The organism is Micromonospora radicis (genome assembly GCF_003583405.1).
In the GTDB taxonomy this organism is placed as follows: Bacteria; Actinomycetota; Actinomycetes; order Mycobacteriales; family Micromonosporaceae; genus Micromonospora; species Micromonospora radicis.
Genome location: NZ_QXEC01000018.1, coordinates 50,199 through 64,617 on the forward strand (window position 1 = coordinate 50,199; position 14,419 = coordinate 64,617).

At 73.4% G+C, this 14,419-nt stretch carries 11 protein-coding genes; 1 reads left to right on the forward strand and 10 read right to left on the reverse strand.

The features are described from left to right. Positions 1-5: 5 nt before the first annotated feature. The 3 genes from D2L64_RS18635 to D2L64_RS18645 are packed head-to-tail and all read right to left on the reverse strand — an operon-like array spanning position 6 to position 3,724. Positions 6-980, reverse strand: a complete 975-nt coding sequence (locus tag D2L64_RS18635) for a glycosyltransferase family 4 protein (protein ID WP_158603515.1) — start codon at positions 978-980, stop codon at positions 6-8. Next, on the reverse strand, positions 977-1,876 hold the full coding sequence (locus D2L64_RS18640) for a glycosyltransferase family 2 protein (RefSeq protein ID WP_158603516.1): 900 nt from the start codon (positions 1,874-1,876) through the stop codon (positions 977-979). The genes D2L64_RS18635 and D2L64_RS18640 overlap by 4 nt, the downstream gene beginning before the upstream one ends. Positions 1,877-1,894: 18 nt before the next feature. After that, positions 1,895-3,724, reverse strand: coding sequence for an O-antigen ligase family protein (locus tag D2L64_RS18645; protein ID WP_199714604.1), 1,830 nt, complete (start codon positions 3,722-3,724; stop codon positions 1,895-1,897). A gap of 348 nt (positions 3,725-4,072) precedes the next feature. Here D2L64_RS18645 and D2L64_RS18650 point away from each other — a divergent pair, with 348 nt between their 5' ends. After that, a complete protein-coding gene (locus D2L64_RS18650) occupies positions 4,073-5,773 on the forward strand; it encodes a hypothetical protein (protein WP_119578269.1) in 1,701 nt (566 codons plus the stop codon). Between the two features lie 25 nt (positions 5,774-5,798). Here D2L64_RS18650 and D2L64_RS18655 read toward each other — a convergent pair whose 3' ends face one another. The 7 genes from D2L64_RS18655 to D2L64_RS18685 are packed head-to-tail and all read right to left on the reverse strand — an operon-like array spanning position 5,799 to position 14,271. Continuing rightward, positions 5,799-7,304: a flippase gene (locus D2L64_RS18655; RefSeq protein ID WP_119578271.1), complete on the reverse strand. Its 1,506-nt coding sequence runs from the start codon at positions 7,302-7,304 to the stop codon at positions 5,799-5,801. Next, positions 7,301-8,386 carry a glycosyltransferase family 4 protein gene (locus D2L64_RS18660; protein WP_119578273.1) on the reverse strand — a complete coding sequence of 362 codons (1,086 nt, stop codon included), beginning with the start codon at positions 8,384-8,386 and terminating at the stop codon, positions 7,301-7,303. Before D2L64_RS18660 ends, D2L64_RS18655 begins: the two co-directional genes overlap by 4 nt. After that, positions 8,383-9,456, reverse strand: a complete 1,074-nt coding sequence (locus D2L64_RS18665) for a glycosyltransferase (protein ID WP_147376262.1) — start codon at positions 9,454-9,456, stop codon at positions 8,383-8,385. Before D2L64_RS18665 ends, D2L64_RS18660 begins: the two co-directional genes overlap by 4 nt. Further along, complete coding sequence (locus tag D2L64_RS18670; protein WP_119578278.1) at positions 9,453-10,607, reverse strand: glycosyltransferase; 1,155 nt, start codon at positions 10,605-10,607, stop codon at positions 9,453-9,455. The genes D2L64_RS18665 and D2L64_RS18670 overlap by 4 nt, the downstream gene beginning before the upstream one ends. A gap of 56 nt (positions 10,608-10,663) precedes the next feature. After that, the gene (locus tag D2L64_RS18675; protein WP_233559029.1) at positions 10,664-11,863 is read right to left on the reverse strand and encodes a glycosyltransferase family protein; all 1,200 of its coding nucleotides are present in this window, start codon (positions 11,861-11,863) and stop codon (positions 10,664-10,666) included. Positions 11,864-11,866: 3 nt separating this feature from the next. Beyond that, positions 11,867-12,988 carry a glycosyltransferase gene (locus D2L64_RS18680; protein ID WP_119578280.1) on the reverse strand — a complete coding sequence of 374 codons (1,122 nt, stop codon included), beginning with the start codon at positions 12,986-12,988 and terminating at the stop codon, positions 11,867-11,869. After that, the gene (locus tag D2L64_RS18685; RefSeq protein ID WP_119578282.1) at positions 12,988-14,271 is read right to left on the reverse strand and encodes a hypothetical protein; all 1,284 of its coding nucleotides are present in this window, start codon (positions 14,269-14,271) and stop codon (positions 12,988-12,990) included. Before D2L64_RS18685 ends, D2L64_RS18680 begins: the two co-directional genes overlap by 1 nt. Between the last annotated feature and the right edge of the window lie 148 nt (positions 14,272-14,419).

Genomic DNA, 14,419 nt, shown 5'->3' on the forward strand with positions numbered 1-14,419 from the left:
GGCGGTCAGCCGCCGGCCCTCCGCCTCGTCACGTCGGCGATCGCCGCGGACCAGTGGTGGGCGAAGCGTGCCAGGCTGTTCTCCGCCCGGACGAAGGCGGTGACCTCGGCGACCGCCTGGTGTCGCGACGGCAGGAGGGTCAAGGCCCGGGTGAACTCGTCCAGGTCACCCGGGGACGCGGTGAGGTCGCGATAGGACGGCACCGCGCGGACGAGAGTGTGGACATAGCCCACCCGGCTCGCCAGCACGGGCGTACCGCTGGCAATCGCCTCCAGGATGCCCAGCGAGCACGCCTCGTAGTCACTCGGCGCCAACACGCAGTCCGCCGCCCGTATCCAGGTTCTCAGCTCGGTCGGCGCGAGCACACCGAGGCTGGTCGCGCCGTCGACGCGACCCGAGCCGGCGGTCAGCAACCGGTAGCCGGCGCGCGACGCGGCAGCCACCGCGATGTCGGGTCGCTTGCGCGCCTCCGCCCGCCCGATGAAGAGCGCCAGCCGTTCGCTCGCGCCGATCCGCAACCGCTCGCGGGCGACCCCACGGTCGCCGGTGTCGAACATCGTGGTGTCGATCCCGTTCGGAATCACGCGGTGGACCCGAAGCCGGTACCAGCGCGCCACCTCTGCCGCCGTCGGCTCGGAGACCGCGACCCGGTACGCGTCGACGCCCGCCCAGACCTCCTTGGCCGCCCCCTTGACCAGGAACTGCGTCTTCCAGGGCAGGGAGTAGTCGTTGGTCCGGGTACCGAGCCGAACGTGGTCGACCCAACAGCCGTGATAGACGTGGATGCGCGGCGTACCGGTGCGCCGGCTGACCATCCCGTTCGTGATCGCGAGGTCGTACGAGAGCTTGCCGACGTCGGCCGCGCCGATCACCGTGGCGACGCCGCCGAGTCCGTCGACGACGTCGCTGAGCGTGTGGCAGAACCGTTCGACCCCGCCCGAGTTGCTGGTCGGATCCGGGCTGACGATCACGACTCTCATCGTCGGGCCCACCCGGTGAGGCGCCGTCGGGCGGCCCGGGCCAGTGGCGTCATCCTCCGGACGAACAGCGACACCTGCTCGGGCACCGGCCGACGGATCAGGCCCTGCTCGCGCAACCAGGCGCCGTGCTTGCGCAGGAAGTACCAGTTGTTGCGGAGCACCGAGTGCTCGTACCGGAGCTTGGACTGCCGATCGATGCCACCGCCACGCCGGGAACGCACGTAGGTGTAGCCCCGGTCCGTCACCAGGACCCGGTGGCCCGCGCGGGCCGCCGACACGTACAGGTCCGTCTCCTCCCGGTAGAAGTTGCCGGTGTACGCCTCGTCGTACCTGACGACGTCGAAGACGGCGCGCCGGAACAGCGCGTTGGCGGGCATCCACACGCATGGCGCCCAAGCCGTTTCGGGGAAGATCCCGGGCTGATCGAGTCGCGGCCCGCCGGGCGATCTCGGTGCCCGCGCGACCGACTCTGCCACGTCCTGCACCGTGTCGAGATTGAACCACGGCACGCCGACGACGTCCGCGCCCGCCTCGTCGGCGACCCGCAGGAGTTCGACGAGGAGGTCCGTGCTGGGAACGTCGTCGTCGTCGATGATGAACAGCCACTCCGAGGTGGTGGCGTCGATGCCCATGTTCTTGGCCTTCGGCGGTCCCACGTTGCGGTCGTTGACGAGGACGTGGAGCCGAGCGTCCTGGTCGGCGAGGCGCCGCAGCCGGTCGGCCGTGTCGTCGGCGCTGCCGTCGACCACGAAGACCACTTCCCGCACGTACGGTTGCGCCAGCGCCCACCGGGCCCTGGCCTCGGCGAGTTGACCACGGTTACGGGTGGGCACCACCACCGACACCATGGCCCCGCTCGGACGCTCCGCCTCGTCCCGTGTCGGCGCTGCTGTCACCATGACCTCCGAACCGGCCTACCGGACGCCGCGCCGGAGCCCCGCCTGGCCGACGAGGATGCCGGCCATGATGCCGGTCACCAGCGGCCACCGGCTCGTCTCGGACAGGAACGGCGCGGTCATCAGGCACGGCGGCGCGATCAGACAGAACGCGGCGCTGACCCGGCTCACCAGGTCACTGTCGGGATCGCGCAGCCGAGCCAACGCCACCAGGCCGGCGACCACGAAGAAGAGCACGACGAGCAGTGGCGCCAGCGGGCCGTAGCGCAGCCAGTCCTGCAACAGCTGGTTGTGCACGTAGATCCGCTCGGCCTGGTCGGCGGCCACGCCCGGGAGCTGCGGGGCGAGCGGCCCGATGCCGGTCCAGGGGTTTGCTCGTACCTGCTCCCAACCGATGCGAAGGTCGTCGAGATGCCCACTGGTCGAGGCCGCCTGGTGCTCGGCGCTCGCCGGCCCGGGAGCGGGGCGGGGCGCGGCGCCGGGAGCCTCGGCCGACCCGGGCGAGGAGACCTGCCCGGTCGGCTGTGGCGGCTCGCTCTGCCCGGTCGGCTGTGGCGCCGCCCTCTGCCCGGTCGGCGCACCGGTTGCCGCCGGCTCGCTGGTCGCCGGGGATCCGCTCGCTGCCGGCGGTGGGCTCGCCGACGGCGCATTGGGGTCGGCCGACGCGGGCCCCGGGTCGGTCGGGTCGGCCGGCGCAGGCGCCGGATCGGTCTGGGCGGGCCCCGGATCGGTCGGCGCGGGCGCCGGTTCGGTCTGGGCGTTATCGCCACCGGCGAGTTCGAAGCTACCCGCGCTGCGCAGACCGACATCCCCGGCCAGACCCGGCGCGGCGAACACCACCGCCGCCACCACAACGCCCACGAACGCGAGCTGCTGGAAGGTCCGCCGCCAACGGGCCCCGGACAGTACGAGGGCGACGATGACGACGACCAGGGCCGCGAGCCAGACGCTGCGGCGGAAGCTGACGACGACCAGCAGCGGTGCCGCGACCGCGACGGTCAGGTGCCGCCAGTCCCAGCGCCATCCGGCGTACCCGAGCATGCCGAGGGAGACCGCCGCCGCGATCGCGGGCAGCGCGGAGTCGTAGTAGACGAAGTAGGCGCTGAGTCGCTCGTCGGCGATCTCGCCCAGCGCGATGGCGACCGCTGCCGCGACGAGCAGCAGGGTCAGGGCCGCGCCGACCGTCGGCATCAGCGACTTCCGGTCGTCCGGTAGCCACCGCAGGCTCATCCCGATGACGAGCCCCAGCAGCAGTAGGACGAAGGGTCGGGCGTTCTGGTTGACCGCCGAGAAGACCGACTGCCCGTGCAGCAGACCGACCCCGGTGGCCACGGCGACGAGCCCCGCGGCGATCCCGATCAGCATGCCGCCCGGGGAACGGAGCTGAGGCCGCTGCGCCGGCCACCACCGGGCGACAGCCGCGAGCGCGGCCGTCAGCGCGAGCGGCAGGACGGCCGGGATCTTCCCCGTGCTGATCAGCAGCTGGTGCCCCAGCGTGGTCAGCTCCCCGAAGCGCCCGTTGGGCTTGATCTCCTGGGCGAGCACAGCCACCAGCACGATCCCCGTCACGGGCAGGCGAAGCACCAGCAGCGGCAGCGCCACCGCGAGGACGATCCCGACGGGTGCCGGCAGCGCCCAGGCGAGGTACGCGGCGGAGAACACCGCCATCGCCCACGACGCCCAGCCGAGCGGATGCCGCGCGGTGGCGGTCAACGGGCGTAGCGCCTGCCGGAGTAGGTCCGACCCGCGCCCCGTGTCGTCGGCCGCCGCGGGTCGACCGGCCGGTTGCTCGGGCGTGTGCGGTTCGGTGTCGGTGGCCGAACCAGTCGACGGTCCACTGGAACCCATCGCCCCTCTGGAACCCATCGCCGCCCTTGCCCCGTGACCGGATCCACCGGCCCGCGCGGCCCGGAACCCACTGACAACTCTGCCGGCCGGTGCCGTGACGGTCGCCGGACGACCACAATCGAGGCGCCGGGTGACCGGAGATCCGTGCTCTGTGGTGGGTCGAACGTCACGGCGCTACGGCCGTGGCACACAGTATCAGGCCCGACGGCGACGAACAGGGCCCGAAGTTTCGCCCGGCGCAGCCCACCGGCACCGGGTTTCAGTACTATGCCCGCGAAGCGTCCCGACTTCCGAGGGGCCGCCGCGCCAAGGTCTTCCGACGAGGTCGTCGACACCACCGGAGCCGAGATGATCACCCGCCGCGGACTGTTCGCCGTCGCCGGTGGCATGGTCCTGGCCGGTGACGCCCCACGCCGCAGGCGGGTCGTACTGCCGGCGCCCTCCGGCGGCGACGACACCGACGCCCTCAACACCGCCCTCCGGGGCGGCGCGGGTGGTCTCGTCCACGGTCGCCCGGGGGCCCACTACCAGGTCAGCGCGCCACTCCTGGTGCACAGCGGGACGACCCTGGTGATGATGGAGTGCACGGTCACGTTGACCACGGGCAGCCGCTGCAACCTGCTCACCAACCCGGCGGCCGTCGATGGCGGTCGAGACCGGAACGTCACCGTCATCGGCGGCACCTGGATCCGTGCCGTGGATGTCGGCGGCAGCGGCACGGAGCTGCACACGCTGCTGTTCCGGCGGGTGGACCACCTGGTGCTGCAACGACTGACCGTACGGACCTCCGGCGACAAGTACGCGATCTCGCTGGGCGACGTCACCGACACCACCGTCAGCCACATCCGGTTCGACGTGCGCTCCGACGGCGTCCACCTCCAGGGGCCCGCCCGCCGGACCCGGATCGCCACGATCCGGGGTAGCACGGGCGACGACACGATCGCCGTCACCCCGCGCGACTGGCAGTCGTACGACGACGTCTCGGGGCCGGTCGCCGACACGGTCATCGAGGACATCGACGTCACCTCGGCCGCGACGCTGGTCAAGGTGCTCGGCGGATCACCGGAGACCGCGGCGCTGCGCACCACCGTCCGTGGGGTGGCCGGCCTCGCGCACAACAACGTCATCTGGACCGGCGACGACACCGCGGAATGGCGTACCACCGGTGGTCACGTGGACGATCTGGTGGTGGAGGGGGTCTCCGCGACCACCGTCCCCGGCCGACACGTGGTGTACGTCAACGGCTCGAACGTCGGCCGCCTGCGCATCCGGGGGTTGACCTTCGCCGACCCGGCCGCGGACGGCGCGCTGGTTCGGGTCTCGCCGCTGGCCGCCGCGGCCTTCCCGGAGCTGACCGTGGAGGGCGTCCACGCGGCGCATCTCGGTGCCGGACCGGTCGTACGCGTCGATCCCACCGCCCGGGTCCAGCGACTCCGGGTCGACCGGCTGACGGTCGCCGCGTCCGCCCCCGGCGCCGCGGTCCTCCAGGTCGCCGGAACGGTGGACGAGCTGACCGTGCAGCGGGTCAGCGCCACCACGACCGGCGACAGCTACCTGCTGGAGCTGCCGCACTGGGCGACGGGAGCCACGGTGCGGCAGGCGAGCATCTCCGACACGGGGGTCGCCGGTCGGGGTGGCGGGCTGGTCGCCGCCACCGCGGCCACCCATGTCCTGCCACAGGTGGCCTTCAACAACGTGCGGACGACGAACAAGTCGTGGTTGGCGGACCTGAACACCCGCACCGAACTGCTGGTGTCCCGCGTGACCGTCGAGGACACCACCGGCGGTGTGGCGAAGGTACGCCGGTCGGGTGCGACCGTGATCCGGGGCGACACGCTGCGGACCGCGCCCGGCTCGGCGGGGGTGTCGATCGGCGCGGGCGGCTCGGTGACCTCGTACCTGGTGGACCTGGCGGTGGACGTCAGCCGGCTGGTCCGGTCCGACGGCAGCACGGCCACCAACACCAACGCCGAGCTGCCGTGCGGCGTCGGACCGGTGGTGTGCGCCGGCCTGACGTGGCGGCACCTGCACACCGGCGCCAGCTACTGATCGCCCCGGCGGGGCGGCCCGCCGGTCAGAGCGCCCGGCGGGACAGCACCCGTCTGAGATCGGCCACGGTGAGCGCCCGGGTGAGCAGCACCGCCGCAGCGAACAAGCCGCCGGCCAGCGCCGCCTCGACCGGCCAGGGCAACCGGACCAGCCAGAGCAGAGCGACCGTGGCTGCTCCGGCGAGGAACACGCTCGCCAGCTCGCGCACGGGCAGCCGCGCCGTCATCGCCCGGGCCGCCAGCAGGCACGTCCCGACGCCGATGATCAGTTCGGTGCCGGCGGCGACCGCCGCCGCGCCGGTCGCTCCCCACCGGGCGCACGCCCAGAACTGGGCCGCGAGGTTGGCCACCGCCATCGAGACGGTCAGCACCGCGATCGGCCGGACCAGCCCGAGCGCGGAGCAGATGGTCGTGCCGACGTAGCCGAGCGTGACGCCGACGAAAGCCACGGCAAGCAGGATCAGCGGCCGGACCGCCGGGGCGTAGTCGTCGCCGTAGAGGTAGCCGACGAGGGCGGGCGCGAGCGCGATCAGCAGGACCGCCGTGCCGGCACCGATCACCACCCCGGTACGCGTGGCCAGGCTGAGGATCAGCTCCCGACGGTGTGCGTTCATGGCGAGGCTGGTCGCCACGATCGGCAGCAGCGGAGCCACCAGCATGGCCGGCCCGAGTTGCGCGACGTCCAGGAACTTGTAGGCGGCCGAGTAGTAGCCGACCTCGGCGGCACCCTGCAGGTGGAACAGCACCACCGAGCCGAGACGGTAGTAGACCATCACCGCCAGCGAACTGACCGCCAACGGCCAGCTCAGCGCGAAGATCCGGCCCGCCTCCGCCCAGGACGGTCGGCCGAGCGGCACCAGCCGTCGGTTGATCAGCACGCCGATGCCGGTCTGCACCGTGACGACGGCGACGAAGAGCCAGGCGAGCAGGACGACCTCGCCGCCGGTACGGACGATGACGACGACGGCGACCAGCCAGAGGACACCCTGGACGAGGGCGAGGACGGCCGACACCTCGGGACGGAAGCGGGCGGTCGCGCCAGCGGTGAGGATGGCGGCGGCGGAGAGTGGCGTGGCGACCGCGATGACGCTGACGATTCCGCTGGACGCACCGAACGCCCCCTGGGCGGCCAGCACGAGCAGGACGGCGGTCGCCGCCAGCGCCACCAGGGTGCGGATGAGCAGCCCGGTGCCCAGGATGCGGCCCGCCGCGACCTTCTCGCGCGCGATCCGGGAGCTTACCGTGATCGTGGTGCCCATGTCGGCGACCTGCGCCGCCGCCGTACCGAGGGTGAGCGCGAGGGCGAAGAGACCGTACCCGTCCGGGTTCAGGTAGCGGGCCAGCATGGACGTGGTCGCCATGCCCACCACCAGGCCCACCAGCCGCAGCCCGAAGGAGACCAGGGTGGCCAGGCTCAGGCCGCGCGCGGACCGCGAACCGCCCGAGGCGGCCCGGTCGGCCGCCGGGGCGCTGCCGACCGACGCGGTGTCCCGCTCGTCGGGCTCGGTCGTGGCCGAGCCCGGGGAGGTCATCGGGAGCCCTTCCGGAAGATCTGTTCGTACGCGTCCAGCCAGCTCTTCCGGCCGTGCCGCCGCTCGACGTACGCCACCCCGCTGCCCCGCTGGTCGCCGAGCGCCGCCGCCCGCCCACGGGTCAGCTCCGCCGGTTCGGTGATCAGCAGACCGCCGCAGTGCGGCACCAGCTCGGTGCCGGGGTCACCGTGGAACGCCACGATCGGCAGCCCGGCTGCGGCGGCCTCGAGCACGCTGGTCGGTGTGCCGTCGGTCTCGGCTCCGCAGTAGAGGTAGAGGTCGGCGGCGGCGAGCAGGTCCGGGACGTCGTCACGCCGGCCGGTGAAGTGCACGTCGGCGTTGCCCGCGCAGAGCCGTTCCAGCCGCGTACGGTCCGGTCCGTCACCGACCACGACCAGGACGCTCCCGCTGGCCAGCGCGGCGGCGATCGCCCGATCGTGGCGTTTGGCCGGGTGCAACCGGGCGGCGAGGATCGCGACCCGACGCTCGTGGAACCGGCTCGGGAGCAGCCGCTCGCGCAACGCGGCCCGGGCCGCCGCCGGTGGGGCGGCGTACCGCGCGATGTCGATCGCGTTCGGCACCACGACCAGCTTGTCCCGGCCGATCACCGGTGCCAGGTCGTCGGCTACCGCGGCGCTGACGCAGACCACCCGGGAGACGTTCCCGGCGGCGCGCGCGTAGCCGGCGAGCAACAGCCGGCCGGCCGGGCCCCCCAGCCACCGCCCGTGCTCGGTCCACACCACCGGTGCCCGCCGGGACAGCGGCCCGGTCAGGGCGACCTGCTCCCGCTTGAACTGGAGGTGGTACACGGACGCGTCTGCGATCCGCCGGGTCCGGTGCCGTTCCACCGGCACCCGCAGGACCCCGGCGGCCATCGTGCGACGCGACCACTTCGGCCCGAGCGCGATCTCCCGCTGGTCGAGGCCGTGTTCCGTCCAGCCGGGGCACCGGCCGTACAGCAGCACGTGATGGCCCCGCTGTCGCAGCCCCTGCCCCAGCGCCACGGTGTGCGCCTCGGCGCCGCCGGCGGTGTCGGACACCGAAACCATCGCCACGGTCAGCGTGGACACCTCGCCGCTCACCTCCGATCCTCGGCTCGACGTTGCCGGGCGACGGTGTACTCGTGCCGGAATCGACCGGCGGCGCCCGCGCTGTCCAGCGGCCGCGCGCCGGCCTCGTACGCCGCCGTGACGGCGTCACGTAGCGCCGGCACGCTGGTGTCCCGGGCGACGACGGTGGCCAGCTCGGCGAGCCCACCGCACGGCACCACCGCCGTCGGCACACCCAACCGGGCCGCCACCGCCAGGACGCCGGACTGGCTGGCGATCTCGTACGGCGCCACGACGACGTCGGCCGCCGCGACCAACGCGGTGAACTCCTCGACGGACAGGTAGCGGTACGTGGTGGTGACCGCCGCTCCGGTCCGGGTGACCAGCGCGTCCACCTGCCGGCCCGGCCCGAGGTCCTCGCCGACCACCGCGCCCCGCCAGCCGGGCAGTTCCGCCAGCGCGCGCACGAACAGCTCCGGGTTCTTGTCGGCCCGCACCTGGCCCGGCAGCAGCGCGAGCCGGGCGCCGTCCGCGGCCAGTTCGGCGCGCCAGCGGGTGACGAGTTCCGGGTCCACGGGTGGGGTCCACTGCATGAGCGGCACCTGCGCCACCTCCGTCACCCCACGCTCGATCAGGCTCCGCCGGTCGGCCGCCGAGTGGACGAGAACCCGATCGGCGTCCGCCAGGGCGCTGCGCAGCGCCCGGCCACCACCCGGGGCGTTCGACCGGACGAAGGTGTTGTGCGGGCTGGTGACCACGGTGGCGCGGCGACGTCGGGCCACCGAGATCAGCTCCGGGGTCAGCGCGAACAGGCCCTGCAGGTGCACCACGTCCCTCGGATCGATCGCCCGGTAGAGGTGGGGCAGCGTCCGGGCGAGGTATCGGGCCGACGTCCGCGCCTGCCGGACCAGCCGGTGGGGTGAGGCGCGCTGCCATGCGACGCACCGGCACAGCCGCACCGGCTCGGGCGCCGGGTCGCAGTCGTCGGCGGTGTGTACGACCACGTCCATGCCGAGTTCCGTCAGGCCGGCGGCGACCTCGACGGTGTGGTTGAAGACGCCGCCCCGGCCGCCGGACTCGACGAGGTGGACCCGCCGGATCACGACGCCACTCCGCGGCCGGCGAGGTCGGCCACCGCGTCGACCGCCGGGCCGACCGTCCGGGACCAGTCGAGCGCCGCGCAGCACTGCCAGCCGGTGCGCTCCCGCGCGTGCCGCACCGGCAGGTTCCGCACGGCGTCGACGACCGCCATGGCGAACGAGCGCGGGTCGCCGGCCACCCAGTAGGCGTCGGCACCCCGTACGGCGTCCGGTAGGCCCCGCGCGGCGAACGGGCTCATCACGACCGAGCGCCCCCGCGACATCGACTCGGTCAGCTTGAGCTGGGCACCACCGCCCGTGGTGGCCGGCGCGACGGTCACCACGGCGTCCGCGTACACCTGCGCCACGTCGTCCAGCGTGCCGATGACGGTGACCCCGGCGACGGCGGCGAACTCCTCGGTCAGCGCCTCGCTACGCCGCCCGGCGATCACCAGCCGAGCCGTCGGCGACTCGGCGCGCACCAGGGGCCAGGCGTCCCGCACCAGCGTCCGCAGTGCCGCCACGTTCGGTTCGTAGTCGTACGAGGCCAGCGCGAGGACGTAACCGTCCGGGGGTGAGGGGTGGTACGGCCCGATCTCCACCCCGTTGGGAGCGAACACGACGTCGCTGGTCCACTCGTGCAGCAGTGCCAGGTCGGGTCGGGAGAGAGCGACGCAGCAGGCGGCCCGGGCCGCCACCCGAGGCTCCCAGTGGTCGGCCTTCGCCGCCTCCACCCGGCGGGCCAGCCGTTGCCAGCCCCGGCCGGACGTGACCAGGCTCCGCAGCCGTCGGCTCTCGATGTTGGCGAACTCCACGACGTTCGGCAGCCGGTGGAACCCGGCCGGTGCCCACGCCGCCAGGTACGAGTGGGACCAGTAGATCGCGTCGGGCCGGAACTCGTCGCACAGCGCGTCGAGCCGGTCGGCGACCGGCGCCAGGTAGTGCCCGCCGAGGTGGGGTCGGCCGGACCCCCGAGTCCGCCGGGCCGACGGCGCCGACCAGGGCAACGGGCGGGTCGCGACCGGCGGAGCCGATTGCCGGACACCATGGTCGGGGAAGGTCACCAGCACGTCGAGTTGCCGGCTCATCGCCTCGGCCACCCGGGCGGTACGGATCCGCCCACCGTGCTCCGCCGGCCAGGGCGGCTCCACCGTGACCAGCAGTACCCGGCTCATTGCCAGCCCTCCCGCGGACGACCGCGACGCGGTCGGCGACCGTCGCTCATGGTCCGCTACCGTCTCCCGGCCAACTCGTTCGCCAGCAGGGTGCGCAGCACCGCCCCGCGTGTCTGCCAGCCGTGCTCAGCCGCGGTCGTCATCCGGTCGGTCAGGACGGTGTCGTCGGCCGGGCCGATCAGCTCCAGCAGGCGGGCCGCGAAGTCGTCGGCACCGCTGACCGTCACGTGCGGGTTGCCGCGGGCCAACTCGGCCATCGCCGGCAGCCCGGTGCTCAGCACGGCCAGTCCGGAGGAGAGGTACTCGAAGCACTTCAGCGGACTCACCCCCCGCGTGTAGTCGTTGATCGCGTACGGGACGAGGCCCACCGCGCAGGTGCCGGCGACCTCGGCGAGTTCGGCGGGCGTGAGCACGCCGAGGTGCCGGGCGCCCAACTCCTCAAGCCGCCGTAGTGGCCCGTCGAAGCTGCCCCCACCGGCCGCGAGCGGACCGGCCAACAGCAGCTCACCCCGACCCCGCAGGGCGGTCGCGACGGACTCGAGCAGGCGAAGGTCGAGCTTGTGGACGGTGAGGTTACCGGAGAAGAGGACTGCGGGCCGGCGATCGGACGCCGGCCGACTGGCCGCCGTGAAGACCGAGACGTCCGCGACGTTCGGCAGCAGCTCGATCCGGGGGAAGCCGCCGACGGCGAGATGCTCCTGGACAGCCGTGCTGGTGGCGATGGCCACGGTGGTACGCGACGCCAGGGCGCGTTCGCCGCGGCGCACCGCGACGCCGTCCACACCGGGGAAGGTCGCCAGCAGGTCCACGCAGTGGTAGACGACGACGTCGGCGGATTCTTCCAGGCCATAGGTGACCGGAGTGAACGTCCAGAGCACGCGCGGACGCGGACCGGCGAGCCATTCGCCGGTGGCGCGCCGGAGCAGGGCCCGGTTGATCCGTCGCGTCGGTGTCCGGTGCACCGGCAGCACGAGCGGCGACACGATCCGGGTGCCGGCCGGCCGGGGCCGGTACGCGGGGCTCTCCTGCCGGCCGCCGAACGCCCGGCGCGCCCGCGCGGCCATCCGTCGGACGTCGTCGCGCCGCAGCTTGGGTCGGCGCAGGCCCAGCGACTCGACGAAGGTCACCTTCGCGCCATGGGACAACTCCCGGGTGACGTAGTGCTGGTTGGTCGCGATCGGGGAATCCCACTCGGCCGTACCCAGCATCAGGACGTTCGCCACCGCGACGTCGTCGGCTCGGGACTGCTGCGGCACCGGCTACGCCTCATCGGTCAGCCAGGCGGCGAGGTTCGCCTGGAAGGTCTGCGGGGTGAACCGCCGGGCGTTGGCCAGCGCCGCCGCGCCGGGCAGCCGCGCCGCCCGCCGGAGGGGGTCCACATAGGCGGCGGGATCGGTGGTGTCGAGCAGGAAGCCCGTCTCGCCCGGCACCACCGTCTCCAACAGTCCACCACGGGCCAGGCCGACCACCGGCGTGCCACAGGCCTGCGCCTCGACCGGGATCATGCCGAAGTCCTCGACCGCCGGATAGAGCAGCGCGATGGCGCCCCAGTACAGCTCGCGCAGCCGCTCCCGGGCGGGCCGGACCTCGAACTCCACCGGCACGTCGACGCGGGCGGCCAGGCCGCGCAGGCGTTCCTCTTCCGGCCCGCCACCGGCGAGCACCAACGGCAGTCGGGCCGCCGCGGCGATCTCGATCATCAGATCGAAGTTCTTGTACGGGATCCAGCGTCCGACACCCAGCAGATAGCGACGGCCCTGGTCGCGTACCTGCTCGGGGGCGGCTCGGAAGTAGTCCACCTCGACCGGCGGGTTGATCACCCGGGCGTCGCGCCCCCAGCAGCGGCGGATCCGGGCCTGCACCTCCCGGGAGTTCGCCGCGTAGCTGTGCACGTGCCGGCTCAACCGCCTGTCCCCGGCCCGGAGCACGGCGCGCATCGGCGCGAGCATCGGATTGCCGCCCCGCTGGTCCAGCTCGGGGCTCCACACGTAACGGGCCGGTGAGTGCACGTAGCTCAGGTGGCGGGTCCGGCCGGGGTCACCGATCTTGACCGTGTGCGCGAAGGCGTGACTCGACGAGATGACGACGTCGTAGGTCGCGCGGGTGAGCGTCCGCCAGGCCAACGGCATCAGCGGCAGCGCGAGTGCCTTGCTCCGCCGCAGCGGGGTGCCGGCCAGCCAGGACTGCCGGAGCTGGCCGTCCACCGTCGCGTCGTCGTCCTTCCAGAGCACGAAGCGGTCCGCGTGCGGCACGGCGTCGGCCATGCTCAGGAAGACCTGCTCGGAGCCACCGGTGGCGCCGAACCACTCGTGGACCAGCGCGACGGAGCGGCCGGCGAGCGGCCGGAGCGCCTGACCGGGCGTGGACGACGTGAGGCTCATCAGAAGACGACCACGTCCCGGATGTAGCCGGCGAAGCGCCGCAACTGGTACGCCTCGGGCACGGGCGCGGTCATCCGGATCACGACCTGACGGTTGACCACGGATGCCTCGCCGCTGCGGAAGTAGGCGACCACGACCAGCCCGTGCCGCTGCTCGCCGTCGACCTCAATGATCTGCTCGGCGTAGCTGGCGTACTCACCGCTGCGGATCCACTGCGCGCCCCATGCCTCCTCGACCGCCCGCATCGCGTTCTGCCACTGGGCGTTGCACGGCTCGGGACAGTCCCTCACGATCAACTCGCCGCCGGTCAGCTGCTGGCCGGTGGCCGAGTTGCCGCAGGTGTACCTGACGTACCCGTCGGCGCGGGCGGCGGGGGTGCACTGCCAGCCGACCGGCACCTTGACCGGGAAGCCGAGCCCCTCCAGGTCGGAGAGGGTCCGCACCTCGTCCAACTCGGTGAACTTGGGCCACTGGGTCGGCCATGCGCCGGGCGTGGGCGGCTCGACGCCGGGTGACTGCGGCGGCGCCGTCGGCAGCGCCGGCGGCGCGACGGTGGCCACTCCGTTCGGTGCGGCCGACGGCTCGTCGTCGCCGCCCGACAACGCCCAGACCGCGACCCCGCCGACGATCGCGACCGCCACGACCGCCGCCCCGGCACCGATCCACAGTGGTGGGCGACGACGACGCGGCGTGGACGGGACGATCCGCGGGGTCTGGGAGGAGAAGGGATCCTCCGGTGCGGCGTACGGGCGCGGCGACTGCGGTGCGGCGGAGACCGGCGACGGCTGCCAGCCCGTGCCGGGCGAGGCGGGCGCACCCGAGATCGGGCTCGGCGCGGCCGACGTCGGCGTCGCGGGGACGGCGTCAGGCGAGCCGGTGGACGGTGGCCCCGAGGCGGTGCCGGGCGGGCCGGAGACCGGCAGGCCGGAAGCCGGCGAAACGGGCATCCCGGAGGCAGGTGGGCTGGAGGTGGGTGCCGGGGCGTACTCCACCCCGAGCGCCTGGAAGAGCTTCTCCGCGGCCGGTCCGGCCTCCGCCGAGTACGCGACCCAGGGTGCGGCGGCCGCGAAGTCCGCGTACGTGAAGGGGGTGCCGCCGGGTGCCTGGGCGAGATTGTTGGCGGTGCCGGCGAAGGCCTCCCGCCAGCCGGGGGCGGCGGCCACAGTGGCGTCCAGAACGGCCACTGTCACCAGTCGGCCCTGCTGGTCGAGGGCCGCCCACGCCTTGCCCACCGGCGAGCCGCCCAGCAGGTGCGTGTACCGGTAGGGGCCATCCGGCTGCATGGGCACTCCTCTGCTCGACCGCCGTGCGGATCCTACCGAGCCGCCGCTCGCCGCCCTGCCCACCGGTGGCCTCACTCCGCGTCGTCACGGCGTAACCGCAGCTCACGTCGGAGGACGGCGACGCGCTTGCCTGGTGAAAGTTTTCATG

Excerpts from the sequence above, each read along its gene's own strand:
- D2L64_RS18635 (WP_158603515.1), bottom strand. The coding sequence starts at position 980 with ATGAGAGTCGTGATCGTCAGCCCGGATCCGACCAGCAACTCGGGCGGG.
- D2L64_RS18645 (WP_199714604.1), bottom strand. The coding sequence starts at position 3,724 with ATGGGTTCCAGTGGACCGTCGACTGGTTCGGCCACCGACACCGAACCG.
- D2L64_RS18650 (WP_119578269.1), top strand. The coding sequence starts at position 4,073 with ATGATCACCCGCCGCGGACTGTTCGCCGTCGCCGGTGGCATGGTCCTG.
- D2L64_RS18655 (WP_119578271.1), bottom strand. The coding sequence starts at position 7,304 with ATGACCTCCCCGGGCTCGGCCACGACCGAGCCCGACGAGCGGGACACC.
- D2L64_RS18670 (WP_119578278.1), bottom strand. The coding sequence starts at position 10,607 with ATGAGCCGGGTACTGCTGGTCACGGTGGAGCCGCCCTGGCCGGCGGAG.
- D2L64_RS18680 (WP_119578280.1), bottom strand. The coding sequence starts at position 12,988 with ATGAGCCTCACGTCGTCCACGCCCGGTCAGGCGCTCCGGCCGCTCGCC.
- D2L64_RS18685 (WP_119578282.1), bottom strand. The coding sequence starts at position 14,271 with ATGCAGCCGGATGGCCCCTACCGGTACACGCACCTGCTGGGCGGCTCG.